Origin of the sequence: Candidatus Pelagibacter sp. RS39, assembly GCF_002101315.1 — a bacterium.
In the GTDB taxonomy this organism is placed as follows: domain Bacteria; phylum Pseudomonadota; class Alphaproteobacteria; order Pelagibacterales; family Pelagibacteraceae; genus Pelagibacter.
In genome coordinates this window covers 545,193-558,674 of sequence record NZ_CP020777.1, presented here as the reverse complement: position 1 = coordinate 558,674, position 13,482 = coordinate 545,193, and the positions used below count along the sequence as shown (strand labels likewise).

The 13,482-nt window shown below is 31.6% G+C and carries 11 protein-coding genes and 2 tRNA genes; 2 read left to right on the top strand and 11 right to left on the bottom strand.

All coding sequences use genetic code 11. The features are described from left to right. Positions 1 to 2: 2 nt before the first annotated feature. From nuoG to B5L73_RS02930, 10 genes are all read right to left on the bottom strand, one after another. The gene (gene nuoG / locus B5L73_RS02975; RefSeq protein WP_085147663.1) at positions 3 to 2,036 is read right to left on the bottom strand and encodes an NADH-quinone oxidoreductase subunit NuoG; all 2,034 of its coding nucleotides are present in this window, start codon (positions 2,034 to 2,036) and stop codon (positions 3 to 5) included. After that, positions 2,029 to 3,357, bottom strand: a complete 1,329-nt coding sequence (gene nuoF / locus B5L73_RS02970; protein WP_085147662.1) for an NADH-quinone oxidoreductase subunit NuoF — start codon at positions 3,355 to 3,357, stop codon at positions 2,029 to 2,031. Before nuoF ends, nuoG begins: the two co-directional genes overlap by 8 nt. Then, on the bottom strand, positions 3,350 to 3,958 hold the full coding sequence (gene nuoE / locus B5L73_RS02965) for an NADH-quinone oxidoreductase subunit NuoE (RefSeq protein WP_085147660.1): 609 nt from the start codon (positions 3,956 to 3,958) through the stop codon (positions 3,350 to 3,352). Before nuoE ends, nuoF begins: the two co-directional genes overlap by 8 nt. Next, positions 3,955 to 5,130, bottom strand: coding sequence for an NADH-quinone oxidoreductase subunit D (locus tag B5L73_RS02960; protein ID WP_085147658.1), 1,176 nt, complete (start codon positions 5,128 to 5,130; stop codon positions 3,955 to 3,957). Before B5L73_RS02960 ends, nuoE begins: the two co-directional genes overlap by 4 nt. Further along, positions 5,114 to 5,719 (bottom strand): NADH-quinone oxidoreductase subunit C, encoded by a 606-nt coding sequence (locus B5L73_RS02955; protein WP_085147656.1) that lies wholly within the window; start codon positions 5,717 to 5,719, stop codon positions 5,114 to 5,116. The genes B5L73_RS02960 and B5L73_RS02955 overlap by 17 nt, the downstream gene beginning before the upstream one ends. Position 5,720: 1 nt before the next feature. Continuing rightward, positions 5,721 to 6,236, bottom strand: coding sequence for a NuoB/complex I 20 kDa subunit family protein (locus B5L73_RS02950; protein WP_085147654.1), 516 nt, complete (start codon positions 6,234 to 6,236; stop codon positions 5,721 to 5,723). 12 nt (positions 6,237 to 6,248) lie between these two features. Further along, positions 6,249 to 6,617 (bottom strand): NADH-quinone oxidoreductase subunit A, encoded by a 369-nt coding sequence (locus tag B5L73_RS02945; RefSeq protein WP_085147650.1) that lies wholly within the window; start codon positions 6,615 to 6,617, stop codon positions 6,249 to 6,251. 106 nt (positions 6,618 to 6,723) lie between these two features. Further along, positions 6,724 to 6,800: transfer RNA gene (locus B5L73_RS02940), tRNA-Asp, on the bottom strand. A 14-nt stretch (positions 6,801 to 6,814) separates the two neighbouring features. After that, positions 6,815 to 6,890: transfer RNA gene (locus tag B5L73_RS02935), tRNA-Val, on the bottom strand. A 105-nt stretch (positions 6,891 to 6,995) separates the two neighbouring features. Further along, the gene (locus tag B5L73_RS02930; protein WP_198150130.1) at positions 6,996 to 8,168 is read right to left on the bottom strand and encodes a pyridoxal-phosphate-dependent aminotransferase family protein; all 1,173 of its coding nucleotides are present in this window, start codon (positions 8,166 to 8,168) and stop codon (positions 6,996 to 6,998) included. Between the two features lie 45 nt (positions 8,169 to 8,213). Between B5L73_RS02930 and B5L73_RS02925 the strand changes: the two genes are divergently transcribed. Further along, a complete protein-coding gene (locus tag B5L73_RS02925) occupies positions 8,214 to 9,368 on the top strand; it encodes a mandelate racemase/muconate lactonizing enzyme family protein (protein ID WP_085147648.1) in 1,155 nt (384 codons plus the stop codon). 17 nt (positions 9,369 to 9,385) lie between these two features. Beyond that, a complete protein-coding gene (locus B5L73_RS02920) occupies positions 9,386 to 12,289 on the top strand; it encodes an FAD-binding and (Fe-S)-binding domain-containing protein (RefSeq protein WP_085147646.1) in 2,904 nt (967 codons plus the stop codon). Here B5L73_RS02920 and B5L73_RS02915 read toward each other — a convergent pair. Next, complete coding sequence (locus B5L73_RS02915; RefSeq protein ID WP_085147644.1) at positions 12,286 to 13,476, bottom strand: CaiB/BaiF CoA transferase family protein; 1,191 nt, start codon at positions 13,474 to 13,476, stop codon at positions 12,286 to 12,288. The two genes, B5L73_RS02920 and B5L73_RS02915, sit on opposite strands and share 4 nt — an antisense overlap. Positions 13,477 to 13,482 lie beyond the last annotated feature (6 nt).

Genomic DNA, 13,482 nt, shown 5'->3' with positions numbered 1-13,482 from the left:
ATTTAACCTTCGGTGCCAGTTCGTTTAACTTCTGATTTAGAATTATTACAATTCAACATTGTTTTTGATGATCGTGCAATTACATTTGAAAAATAATAGTCCTTGTATGTTATTTTAAGGATTTCGTCCTCAAAATCACTTAAGTCTACTTTGCTGTTAGAGGGGCTTTCTTGTTTTTCTTTTTTTAAATTTATATAATTAAACATACTACTCTCTAATTCATCTCTATCATTAAAAAGTTTTCTATTATTCATAAATTCAGCAAGATTATTTATAATTTCCCAATCTTCTTTAGCATCTCCTGGTGGATATGATGCCTTATAAGCTTTTTGTACTTTGCCTTCTAAATTGGTGTAATGACCTGATTGCTCTGTGTAAGCTGCTCCTGGTAATATAATATCTGCAAGTTCCGCACCATTATCACCATGGCTTCCTACATATATTATAAACTCATTTTTTTTATTAAATTTTAAATTATCTTGACCCATTAAAAAAACTAAATCAAATTTATGTTCATTCAGACTGTTTATTAATTCATTTTTTTTATCAATTATATCAAGATCTAAACTTCCAATTGTAGCTGCATCGGAGGGTAAAAAGTTTAGAGGACTCCAGTCATCTGTAAATTTATTGTTACTCAACAGAAAATTTTTAATGGAATTAAATAAAAATTTAGCTGACTTAGATTTTAGAAACGACTCTCCAAATATAACCATTGGTTTTTGAGCTTCAATAACTTCTTTTGAAAGTTCATTTTTATTCTCAAAAATATCTTTGATTGTTTGAGTTTTTCCATCAAGGCTATTGTAAGGATAGGTTAGGTCACCTATATCATTTAAAGAAACAATTTTAACTTTATTTTTAAGATAAGCCTTTCGAATTCTTGCATTTAGCATTGTAGCTTCAAATCTTGGATTAGTTCCAATTAACAGAATTAAATCTGAATCCTCAATACCATTAATTGTTGAATTGAATAAATAGTTTTCTCTTTTAGAACTATCAATAAACATATTAGATGATCTACACTCATAATTTTTTGTATCTACAGTTCTCTCTAAGAATTCCTTAAATATGTAGCTAGCCTCCATATTTATCAGATCACCCACAAATCCAGCTATTTTATCTTTATTAGTATTTTGTATTTTTGATTTTATAATTTTAAAAACTTCATCCCATGAAGCTTTTTCAAATTTATTGTTATATTTTATATATGGCGTATCTAATCTTTGACTTAATAGACCGTCGCAAGCATATCTTGTTTTGTCTGATATCCATTCCTCATTTATATCTTCATTGATAACTGGTAGTACTCTTTTTACCTCCCAATCATATGTGTCTACTCTAATATTTGATCCAACAGCATCCATCACATCAATTGTCTCTGTTTTTTTTAACTCCCAGGGTCTTGCTTCAAATACATAAGGTTTAGACGTAAGGGCTCCTACAGGGCAAAGATCTATTACATTTCCTGATAATTCTGACTGTATTGATTTTTCTAAGTATGTTGTGATTTGCATATCTTCACCTCTGCCTATTGCACCTAGTTCAGGCACACCAGCAATTTCTGTTGCAAATCTAATGCATCTAGTACAATGAATACATCTGGTCATTTGGGTCTTAATAAGTGGACCCATGTTTTTATCAGGAACTGCTCTTTTATTCTCTTTAAATCTAGATTTATCAATTCCATAAAACATTGACTGATCTTGAAGGTCACATTCACCACCTTGGTCACAAACAGGACAATCCAAAGGATGATTTGCTAATAAAAATTCCATTACGCCCTTTCTAGATTTTTCTATTTTGGGAGTATTTGTTTTTATAACCATACCTTCAGCAGCAGGCATTGCACAAGAAGCTATAGGTTTTGGAGATTTTTCCATCTCAACAAGACACATTCTGCAATTTCCAGCAATTGATAATTTTTCATGGTAGCAAAATCTTGGAATTTCAACTCCAGCTTTTTCACAAGCTTGTAGAACAGTCAAACCCTCCTCTACTTCAACTTCTATATCATTTACTTTTAATTTAAGCATTCTTATCTAATAAGTGCTGATCCACCAAGTAAGGAATATTTTGAGTTTCTTTCACTATTGGATCAAAATTATTTCTTTTTTTAATTTCATCTTTAAAATGTCTCAATAAACCTTGAACAGGCCAAGAAGACCCCTCACCAAAGGCACATATGGTGTGACCTTCAATTTGTTTAGTTACATCACTTAGCATTTCAATTTCATCTTTTGAGGCCTCTCCTCTCGCCATTCTCTCAAGCATTCTCCACATCCATCCTGATCCTTCTCTACATGGTGTACATTGACCACAGCTTTCATGCTTATAAAATCTGGCAATTCTTGCCATACATTTGATTATGTCTTGATCTTTATTTATCACGACCACTCCTGCTGTGCCTAACCCACTTTTTTCAGCAACTAATGAATCAAAATCCATAGTGAGTGTCTCACACTTTTCTTTAGGAATAAGTGGCATTGAGGACCCTCCAGGTATGACAGCTTGTAAATTATCCCAACCACCTATGACACCTCCTGCATGAACTTCTATTAATTCTTTCAAAGATATGTTCATTTCCTCTTCAACATTACATGGATTATTTACATTTCCAGAAATACAAAATATTTTAGTTCCAGTATTTTTTTCTCTACCCAAAGAAGCAAACCATTTACCACCTCTTCTTAGAATTGTTGGAACAACAGCTATGGTCTCAACATTGTTAATTATTGTTGGACATCCATACAAACCAATTAATGCCGGGAAAGGTGGCTTTAATCTTGGTTGACCTTTATTACCCTCAATACTCTCAAGTAATGCTGTCTCCTCTCCACAAATATAAGCTCCTGCACCATAATGTATATAAATATCTAAATCCCATCCCGTCCCGGCTGCATTTTTTCCAATTAATTTTTTTTCATAAGCTTCGTCAATTGCAGCTTGAAGCTTTTGTCCATCAACAAAATACTCACCTCTTATATAAATATAACAAACATGTGCTTGAATTGCATATGAAGCTATTAAACAACCCTCAATGAGTTTATGTGGTTCAAACCTTAAGATGTCTCTATCTTTACACGTACCTGGCTCTGATTCATCACCATTAATAACAAGGTAGTGAGGTCTAGATCCAACTTCTTTAGGTGCAAATGACCATTTTAGACCTGTAGGAAAACCTGCTCCTCCTCTTCCTCTTAATTGAGAGTCTTTGATTTCATTTATGATCCAATCTCTACCTTTTTCAGTAATTTCTTTTGTATTTACCCAATCACCTCTTTTTTGGGCTGAAGTTAAATCTGAACCCAAATCGTTATATAAATTTTTAAAAATTCTATCTTGATCCTTAAGCATTTTTTAATTCCATTAATGTTTTTCTTCCATTTTCTGGTTCATTGTTTATGCGTCCTCTGTATGAACCTGGTTTAGGTTTTTCATCTCTTAAAATTTTATCAAAAATTTCTAAAGTTTTTTCTTTATCTAAATCTTCATAATAATCATCATTTATTTGCATCATTGGAGCAGTGACACATGCACCTAAACACTCAACTTCCATCCATGAACAATTTTTATCTGGTAATAATTCAGACTCATTTTCGGATATTTTTTCTTTACAAGCCTCAACTAATTTACCAGCTCCCCTTATCATACAAGGTGTTGTAGTACAAACTTGAATGAAATATTTTCCAACTGGTGATAAGTTAAACATACTATAAAAAGTCGCTACCTCATAAACTTTTATGTAAGGCATATCTAAAAGTTTGGCTATATATTTCATTGCAACTAAAGGTATCCAATTATTATTTTGCTTTTGGGCTATATATAACAATGCCATAACTGCACTTTGTTGTTTTCCCTTAGGATATTTTGAAATAACCTTATTTGCTGCTTCTAGAGAGGATGAGTTAAATTCAAAGTTCTCTGGTTGATCTTTTGCTGGTCTCTTTAAACTCATCTATCGACCTCACCAAAAACTATATCTAAAGAGCCGAGCACTGCAGGAACATCAGCCAACATGTGTCCTTTAATTAAATAATCCATTGATTGTAAATGTGAAAATCCAGGTGCACGAATTTTACACTTATAAGGTTTACTTGATCCATCTGATATTAAATAAACTCCAAATTCTCCTTTAGGTGCCTCAACTGCTGTATAAATTTCATCTTTAGGTACACGATATCCTTCAGTAAATAATTTAAAGTGATGTATTAAAGCTTCCATTGATTGTTTGATATCTTTTTTTGATGGTGGTGTTATTTTTCCATCAAAAGTTTTTATAGGACCTTTTTCCATTTTTGATAAACATTGTTTAATTATTTTGACGCTCTCTTTCATTTCTTCAATTCTGCATAAATATCTATCGTAACAATCTCCGTTTTTTCCTACAGGAATTTTAAATTCAAGTTGATCATAACAATCGTATGGTTGTGATTTTCTTAAATCCCATGGAACACCTGAGCCTCTAATCATAACACCGCTAAAGGAATAATTGAGAGCGTCTTCTTTTGAAACAATGCCAATATCTACGTTTCTTTGTTTAAATATTCTATTATCTGTCAATAAGTTTTCTAAATCATTAATTATTTTTGGGAAAGTTTCACAGAACTTTGCAATATCTGTTTCTAAACCTGCTGGTAAATCTTGATGTACACCACCTGCTCTAAAATAATTAGCATGTAATCTTGATCCGGATGCTCTTTCATAAAAAGTCATTAGAGTCTCTCTTTCTTCAAAACCCCATAAAGATGGTGTTAAAGCCCCAACATCTAATGCTTGTGTTGTAACATTTAAAATATGACTTAATATTCTACCAATTTCACAAAACATTACTCTTATAAATTGGGCTCTTATAGGAACATCAATGTTTAAAATTTTTTCAACAGCTAATGCGAAAGCATGTTCTTGGTTCATCGGAGCAACATAATCCAGACGATCAAAATATGGGACTGCCTGCATATAAGTTTTATTTTCTATTAATTTTTCAGTACCACGGTGTAGTAAGCCAATATGTGGATCTGCTTTTTCAACAACTTCGCCATCTAATTCTAAAATAAGTCTAAGAACTCCATGAGCTGCTGGATGTTGAGGTCCAAAATTTAAATTTAGATTTTTAATTTTTTTTGTCATTACTATCTGCTAATTCTTTGATGTATTTTGTGCCCTCCCAAGGACTTTCATAATCAAAGTTTCTATAATTTTGTTCTAGTTTTACTGGTTCGTTAACTACTTTTTTTTGATCTTCGCTGTACCTAACTTCAGTATGACCAGTTAAAGGAAAATCTTTTCTCAATGGATGACCCTCAAAACCATAGTCTGTCAAAATTCTTCTTAAATCAGGATGATCTTTGAAACTCACTCCATACATATCAAAAACCTCTCTTTCCATCCAATTAGCTGATGGAAAAATTGAGGTTAATGATGAAATAACTTCATTTTCACTTATGTCGTAGCTTAAGATCATTCTTTGATTAAACTCATGACTAAGAAATAAATATACAATTTTAAATCTTTTAGACCTTTCAGGATAATCAACTACCGTAATATCTATAAGTTGTCTAAATTTTGTATCTTTATTAGTTTTAACAAATAGAACTACATCAATTAAATCTTCACTATCTATCTCAAGATAAATTTGATTATGTTTTATTTTAGAACTATTTATTTTGGTGCCAAGCTCTGAATTAATTTTTTTTTCTAGATCAACTAAGTTATTCATATTATCTACTTATAGATCCTTTATTTCTTATTTTTTTTTGTAATTGCATAATTCCATACAATAAAGCTTCTGCAGAAGGAGGACATCCGGGAACATAAATATCAACTGGAACTATACGATCACATCCCCTTACTACCGAATAAGAGTAGTGATAATAACCTCCACCATTGGCGCAGCTACCCATTGATATAACATATCTTGGTTCAGGCATTTGATCGTAAACTTTTCTTAGAGCTGGTGCCATTTTGTTAGTTAAAGTACCAGCAACAATCATTACATCAGATTGTCTTGGTGATCCACGAGGTGCAGCACCAAATCTTTCTAAATCATATCTAGGCATTGCAGTTTGCATCATTTCAACTGCACAACAAGCAAGACCAAAAGTCATCCAGTGCAATGATCCTGACCTTGACCAATTTATTAGATTATCCAATGAAGTAGTAATAAATCCATTCTTACTAAAATCTTCAGCAAGTTGTTTAAACTCTTCCGGAACCTGATCTATCTTATTATTCATTTAAAAAAAATTTTATTCCCAGTCTAAAGCACCCTTTTTCCATTCATAAATAAATCCAATCGTAAGTATGAATAAGAAAATCATCATTGAGGAAAAACCTAAAATTCCTATATTTCCTAAAGAAATTGCCCACGGAAATAAAAATGCTATTTCAAGATCAAAAATTATAAAAAGTATTGCAACCAAATAAAAACGAACATCAAATTCCATTCTTGAGTCTTGAAATGGTTCAAATCCACACTCATAAGCTGATAATTTTTCTGGATCTGGATTTTTTGGAGATAGAATAAAATTAATTGCTATAAATGCACAGCTTAATCCTAATGCAATAATTAGGAACAATATTATAGGCAAATAATCCTTTAAAAATTCCGCAGTCATGGAGGAATATATATCATTTTTTAAAGCTAGATGAAGTGGTGTTAGGTCACATTATTCAAAATATACAGTAAATTTGATAATGATTATCAGTGGTAAACATGCAAAGTGGCGGGAGTGAAGGGACTCGAACCCTCGACCTATCGCGTGACAGGCGATCGCTCTAACCAACTGAGCTACACCCCCACTTATGATTCTTTTGGTGGGCAGTAAAGGACTCGAACCTTTGACCCCCTCGGTGTAAACGAGATGCTCTACCAACTGAGCTAACCGCCCATAACCAAAATAGGATGATTTATATCTTTTGAAAAAATAACGTCAAGTTCTATTACTATAGAAAAAATGGCCTAAAAATAATTTTTATTAAATATCTTTTATAAGTTAACAAAGATAATCAAGTGCTTTAAGTATTCCACCTTTTTTGTAAGGTATCTTTGACTTCATTAATCCCATTTCTACACCAGCTAAAGTTCCAGCTAACATCAATTCGTTAAAATCTCCTAAGTGTCCAATTCTAAAAATTTTACCTGCAACCTTTGCTAAGCCTGTTCCTAAAGACATGTTATAATGATCTAAAATTATTTTTCTCAAAGAGTCTGCGTCATGTCCATCTGGGACCATCACAGCCGTTAATGAGTCTGAATATTCTTCAGGATTTTTACAAAGAATTTCCAAACCCCAAGCTTTTACTGCAACTCTAGTAGCTTCTGCAAATCTTTTGTGTCTTATAAAAACATTTTCCAACCCTTCCTCAGTCAACATATTTATTGCTTCATCTAATCCATACAATAAATTTGTTGCTGGTGTATATGGGAAATACCCTTTTTTATTATTTTCTAACATTGGTTTCCAGTCCCAATATGATTTTGGTAAATCAGAACTTTCATAAGCCTTAAGTGCTTTTGAACTTATCGCATTAAAGGAAAGTCCTGGAGGTAATAATAATCCTTTTTGAGACCCACCAACTGTAACATCAACTTTCCATTCTTCATGTCTATAATCTATTGAACCAAGTGAAGAAATTGTATCAACAAATAATAAAGCAGGATGTTGAGCATTATCCATTGCTTTTCTTATTTTTCCAATTCTACTTGTTACTCCTGTAGATGTTTCGTTGTGAACTGCACAAACAGCTTTAATTTTTTTTTCTTTATCTTCTTTTAATTTTTGTTCAACAATATTTGGGTCAACTCCTGTTCTCCAGTCACCTTTTACAAAATCAATTTCTAATTTGAATTTTTCTGCAATATCATACCAGAGAGTGGAAAAATGTCCTGTTTCGAACATTAAAATTTTATCACCAGCACTTAAAGTATTTACTATGGCTGCTTCCCAGGCACCTGTACCCGAAGCAGGAAATATTATTACAGGCTCAGAAGTTTTAAAAATTAATTTTATTCTATCTAAAACTCTCAAACCAAGCTCTGCAAAATCGGGGCCTCTATGATCTATTGTTGGATAATCCATTGCTCTTAACACTCTATCAGGAACGTTAGTTGGACCTGGTATCTGCAAAAAATGTCGACCAGGTCTTATATTGTTTGAAATTGCCATTCTGCTGTATATGCTAAAGAAATTACATAATCAAACTTATAATGTATGACAAATAGTAGTAATTTAATCGAGACTTTAGAAGTTTATGTTTTAAATAACCCTGATGAAGTTAATCCTCATTGGGTAAGCCATTTTATAGTCCCAACTGCAAATGAATTATTGATAAAAATTAAAACTAAAGATGGTAATTCTGGTTTTGGTCTTGCTACAAGTTATACAGATATCAAACCAATTATCAAACCTTTCTCCAATGGATTACAAGATTTTATAATCGGGGAAGATCCTTTTTGTCCAGAAAGAATATATGAAAAAATTTTTAAATTAACAGATACACGCCAAGGTAATGTAAAAGGTTGGAGCAGAGAAGCTTTAATCAGAATTTCCGCAGCTTTGGATATTGCTTGTTGGGATTTGATAGGTAAAGCCTCTAAAATTCCATTATATAAGTTGTTTGGAGGTTTCAGAAATAAAATTCCAGTATATGTAACATGTGCCTATTACAGAGATGGTAAAGATGAAAAAGAACTTAGAAAAGAATTACAAAAATTAATTAAAATTGGTCATCAAAGCTTTAAAGTAAAAGTTGGTGGATTAAGTATTAAAGAAGACACAAAAAGATTAGAGATAATTCGACAAGAAATTGGTGACGATAAAGATCTAATGATAGACGTTAATAGAGCATGGGACCTAAAAACAGCTATTGAAGGCGTAAAAGAATTTGAAAGATTTAATCCAACTTGGATAGAAGAACCAGTAAGATGGGAAGATGACAGAAGAAATTTAAAACTTTTATCACAACAAACAAAAATTCCATTATCTGGAGGAGAAAGTGAAATTACGATTTATGGTTGCAGATCCATGGTCGAGGAAAATGCTATACAAATTTTACAATTCGATTGCACTATGTTTGGTGGTTTTACAAATGGAAAAAAATTGTCTGCTTTATGTGAATTAAATCATTTAGATATAGCTCCACATCATGATTGTTATATACATGCTCCTTTGGTTGCATCATCACCATCGGGAAGAATAGTTGAGTCATTTGATGATGAAAGAGATCCTCTTCAAGCTCAATTATTTGAAAATCCCCATAAAATGAGTAATGGTTGGATACATCTAAATGAAAATCCTGGATTAGGATTAGAAATTTCAGAAACCGCGTTAAAAAAGTTCGGTAAACTAGTTTACAAAAATAAATAAACCTTTAATTAAGTTTTATGCGGTTTAGTTCAGATCAGATACAAAAAATAGAAAAAGAAATTAGTAATAAAGTTGACGGAAAGACTTTATTTGATGAATTTTCTCGAGGTCGATACAGTACAGATGCATCAGTTTATCAAATCAAACCTCTTGGTGTAGTTCTTCCAAAAGATACAAATGATGTTTTAAACTTAATGGAATATTCTCAAAAAAATTCTATTCCTCTTCTAGCTAGAGGCGGTGGAAGTTCTCAATGTGGTCAAACTGTAGGTGAAAGTGTAGTTCTCGATTACTCAAAACATCAAAACAAAATATTAGAACTCAATGTAGAGGAAAAATATGTATGGGTTCAGCCAGGTGTTGTATTGGATCATTTAAATTCATTTCTTAGACCGCATGGTCTATGGTTTCCTGTAGATGTATCTACAAGTAGCAGGGCAACAATTGGGGGTATGTCTGCAAATAATTCATGTGGATCAAGATCTTTGTATTATGGAAATATGGTTCACAATGTACTAGCTATAGAAGCAATTTTAGATGATGGTTCAATCCATACTTTCGATCAAATTAATAAAAACTATCTAGCAACGACTAATAATCAAGACCGTTTTTATAAGATTATTGATAAGTTTTTACATTTAAGACAAAAAGTTAGTAAGGACATCGATGAAAATTGGCCAACTACTCAAAGAAGAGTTGGTGGATATAACATTGATTTAATAGATCCAAATGGATTCAATTCGTCAAATCTATTAGTCGGTTCTGAAGGAACATTATCACTTTTTAATAAAATAAAATTAAAGTTATCTGAAATACCTAGAAACAAAATTTTAGGTGTTTGTTATTTTGATAACTTTCATCAAGCTATGGAGTTAACAAAAGAAATTGTTAAATTAAAACCAACATGTGTTGAATTAATGGATCAAAATTTATTAAATCTAGCAAAAGAAATCCCAATGTATGCTGGTGGTATTAAGAAATACATAAAAGGTAACCCAGAGGCAGTTTTGATGGTTGAATTTATTGATACAGATCAAAATATTTATGAGAAAAAAATAAAAGACCTTGAATATTTAGTTCTTAATCAAAATAAGAAAAATCAATTTTCTTTTTTTACAGACTTATCAGAGCAAAAAGAAGTTTTTGAGATCAGAAAAGCTGGATTAAATATCTTGATGTCAATGAAGGGTGATAAAAAGCCAGTTGCATTTATAGAGGATTGTGCAGTTTCTTTAGACCACTTAGCAGAATACACTTCGAGATTAAATGAAATATTCAAAAAGTATAACACCAGTGGAATGTTTTATGCTCATGCATCAGTTGGTACACTTCACGTAAGACCAGTTTTGAACATGAAGTCTGATCAGGACATTAAAAATATGAGATCTATTTCTGAAGAGGCTTTTGAAATGGTTAAAGATTACAAAGGTTCTCATTCCGGTGAACATGGAGATGGGATAGTTAGATCAGAGTTTCATGAGATGATGTTTGGAAAGAATATTACAAACGCATTCGAAGAAATTAAGGATACTTTTGATAACAAAAATTTATTAAATCCAGGTAAAATTGTAAGACCCTTTAAATCAAACGATAGATCATTGATGAGATATAAATCAGATTATCAAACAGAAAATATAAGTACTCATTATGACTGGTCTAACTGGGGTCAATTTTCAGATGCTATTGAAATGTGTAATAACAATGGTGCATGCAGAAAATTAGATTCAGGAGTGATGTGCCCTTCATACAGAGTAACGAAAGAAGAAAAAGATTTAGTTAGAGGAAGAGCAAACACATTAAGACTTGCACTTTCTAATCAATTACCAGAAGGGTCTTTTGCATCTAAAGAAATGTATGAAACAATGGAGCTTTGTGTGAGCTGTAAAGCTTGTCAAAGAGAATGTCCAATGTCAGTGGATATGGCTAAGATGAAAAGCGAATTTCTCTCTCATTATTACAAAAAATTTAGTATGAGAATTAAAGATAAGATTATCTCTGATATGCCTAGACTGATCTGGTTATATAAAATTGTAAATCCAATAATTAATAAAATTAAAAATTTTCCACTAATTTCGAACATTATTGAAAAATTTGGTTTTGCAACCAAAAGAAGTCTACCTATAGTCCAAAATCAAAAAGTCTTGAAAGATATATATAACAGTCAAGAAATTTCAGAAAATAAAGTTATTTTATTTGCAGATACCTTTAATATAAATTTTGAGAATGAAAATTTGGTCTATACAATTAAAGTATTAAATAAATTTGGGTATCAAGCGGTAATCCCGAGTTTTGGTAGTGATAAACTTGATAGACCACTTTGTTGTGGAAGAACTTATATATCGTACGGTCAACTAGATAGGGCTGCAGAAGAATTAAATAGATTTAATGATTATATTATAAAGAATAACTACTTTGAACTACCTGTGGTAGGTATAGAACCATCTTGTTTGCTTACTTTTAGTGATGAGTATCAATCGCTCAAAGGTATAAAAAATAAAGATAAAATAAAAAACAAATTTTATTTACTAGAGGAGTTTATTTTAGAACAAATTAAAAAAGATAAAAATGTTAAATCAAATAGTTTTAATCAAAATGTTTTAATCCATGGACATTGTCATCAAAAGTCTCAGGATAGAATGAAAGGTCTTAAAAATCTTTTATCTGAATTAAATATTAATAATAAGATGATAGATTCTAGCTGCTGTGGAATGGCGGGTTCATTTGGATATGACAGTAAAACTTATGAAACTTCAAAAAAAATGGCTAATCTATCTTTAATTCCTGCAATTAATAATAGTGATGAAAATGATTTTATTGTTGCAAATGGTACAAGCTGCAGACATCAAATTTCTGATTTATCAGAAAAAAAAGGTAAGCATGTTTCAGAGTTATTATTTAAAATTTTTGAGACTGTAAATTAAAGAATTATTTTTTTGTTATAAAACTCATCTATATCCTCATCTTTATAACCAAAAGTTTTCATTATTTCTCTTGTATGCTCACCTAAATCTGGTGCACCTTTAGATTTTTCAGTTTTGCTTTTAGAAAATTTAATTGGCATTCCAATAGCTTTGCTTGCTCCAGCTTTTTTGTTATTTACCTCAATAATCATCTCTCTTTCAATAGTTTGAGGGTCTTTAAACATGTCAGTAATTGAATTTATAGGACCACATGGCAAACCATTCTCATCAAATATTTTTAACCATTCTTGAGAAGGTTTTTTTATAAATTCTTTATTGAGTATTTCTACAAGTTCATTCAAATTTTCTTTTCTACTTGAGTTAGTTGAAAACTTTTCATCCTCGTTAAGATCTTGACGATTGATTGCCTTTAATAACATAAGCCATGTATTCTGATTTGATGCACCAATAGTTATCCATTTATCTTTTGTTTTAAACGCTTGATAAGGCGCAGTTAATGGATGAGCTGATCCAAGAGGACCTGGTGATACACCAGTTGCACCAGCAATCGCAGATTGCCAATAGGTATGAACTATTCCTGCTTCATACAAAGATGTATCAACTTTTTGACCTTCACCAGTTTTATCTCTATGAATTAAAGCAGCTAAAATACCATTTGCAGCAAGTAAACCTGCGGTGATATCTGTAAGTGGTGCTCCTACTTTCATTGGTGGTTTATTTTTATCTTCACCGGTAATACTCATTAAACCACTCATACCTTGTGCTACTAAATCAAATCCTCCCTTATTAGCATAAGGACCTGTTCTCCCATATCCGGAAATTTCACATAAAATAATTTTAGGATTAATCTTTGACATTGTATCATAACCAATACCTAGTTTTTCTAACGTCCCTTTTCTAAAATTTTCTAAAACTACATCAGAATTTTTTATCATTGTCTTAAAAATTTCAATTCCTTCTTTATCTTTCAAATTTAAAGCAATACCTTTTTTATTTCTATTCATCATTAAGTAAGCTGCTGATACTCCATTAACATCTGGAGGAAGGAAATTTCTAGTATCGTCACCTCCTGGAGTTTTTTCTATTTTAATAACTTCAGCCCCTAGATCAGCTAATAGTAATCCGCAGGTAGGACCAGCCATTATTTGAGCCATCTCTAATACTCGAATGCCTTTTAATGATGCCATTTATTA